The organism is uncultured Cardiobacterium sp. (assembly GCF_938028185.1).
In the GTDB taxonomy this organism is placed as follows: Bacteria; Pseudomonadota; Gammaproteobacteria; order Cardiobacteriales; family Cardiobacteriaceae; genus Cardiobacterium.
Map to the genome: position 1 here is coordinate 1 of NZ_CALJAH010000043.1, position 1,598 is coordinate 1,598.

Genomic DNA, 1,598 nt, shown 5'->3' on the forward strand with positions numbered 1-1,598 from the left:
CCCGGCCCTCCCCCGCTGCGCAGGGGAGGGGGGGGGTTTGGTTCAGGGTTTGGCGAATATGTTGCCAGAGCGGGGCAGCGGGGCGGGTCGCGGTTTCGTACGGGTCGGCGCTGAACGGGTCGGCGGGGTGTTCGTGGTAGTAGTAGCGCGGCAGGGTCTCGTTGTCGTGCGGTTTGTGCTGTTCCCGCAGCAGGGTTTCGCCGCGTTCGCGCTGGTCGTCCAGGTACTGGAGGAGTTCTTGTATGGGGCTGGCGGGCGGTTGGGGTTCGTTGTTTTCGGCGGTGTTGTAGTAGATCCAGAGGGCGTCTTCGGCGCGGTTGATGAGGTCGAGCAGGGCGCCGAGGTCTTCGTGTTCGCGGTTTTGGTCGCCGGAGCGCGGGCGGTCGAGGGGGATGAGGTTGTAGCGTTCGTCGTTTTGGCGCGCCGGGTAGTGGTCGCGGTCGGCGTTCATGAAGATGTGCAGTCTGCCCGGCAGGTTGCGCAGGTTTTTCAGGCTGCCGATGGTGATGACACCGCTCGGTTCGCTGCTGTTTTGTTGGGCGGCGAGGTGGGCTTCGATGTGTTCGTGGATGAAGGCGGGCGGCAGGTAGTGTGCTTCGTTTTGCGGCGCAAGGGCTGCGTGGCTGGCGAGTTGTTGCTGGAGTTCGTCCAGCGCCTGGTCGATGGTTTGCCAGGCCGGGGTGTTTTGGGCGTAGGCGTAGTCGTGGTGCAGGGTGTCACGCAGTTGTTGGAGTCGTGTTTGTGCGGGGATGCCGGTGTCGGCGCGTTCGGCTTCGGTTTGTTCGGCCAGGGTGGCGAGTGCTTCGAGTGCGGGCAGGTCGGCCAGTGTCAGGCCGGGTTGTGGCACGGCGTCGCGGTAGTGTTCGGCGTCGGGGGTGAGGACGCCGGCGATGAGGCGGTTCAGGGCGTAGGTGTAGGTGTAGCGGTGGTCGTGGTCGTCCGGATGCAGCGCGGGCTGGAGTTGGGCGCCGTCGTAGCCGCGTTTGTAGCCCGCGGCGGTGAGGGCGGCGGTGATGCGCTGTATTTGTTCGGGGGCGAGGTTGAGGCTGTGGCAGGTGTCCGGGTTGTGCAGCCAGTCGTGGACGGTGGGCGCGTCGTAGCGGCTGTGGGCGAGGGTGTAGCGGCCGCTGAGGGAGCGCCAGAGGGTTTCGGCGCTGTTTTCGGTGATACCGATGTGGCGCGCGGGCAGGTGGTTGCCGTCGTAGTCGCCGCCGGACGGGAAGGTGGCGCGCAGGATGGTTTGTGCGGCGACGGGGTCGGGCAGGTGGATGTAGATGTCGGAGAGGCGACGCGTCGGGTCGGCGTTGAGCCAGGCGGTGATGTCGCTGCGCAGGGTTTCGCTTTGGCGCTGGAGGCCGTGGCAGCCGTGGATGCGCAGGCTGTCGTCCTCTTGGGGCGGAGGGGCATCGGCGGTTGTTTTGGTATCGGCGGTTTGCAGGCTATTCCCACCCCCGCCCCCTCCCCCACGGGGGGAGGGGGAGTGTTCGGTGGAGGTTTTTTGTGTGGTGTACGGTTCGACAGCGGTGATGGAAAGGTTATCGCTACCCCCTCCCCAGCCCTCCCCCGCTGCGGACGCTTGCGCGTCCTGCAAGGGAGGG

At 66.5% G+C, this 1,598-nt stretch carries 1 pseudogene; it reads right to left on the bottom strand.

Annotated elements, in window-relative coordinates:
• A pseudogene (locus tag Q0349_RS01515) lies at positions 1-1,598 on the bottom strand (exodeoxyribonuclease V subunit gamma); the annotation flags it as partial.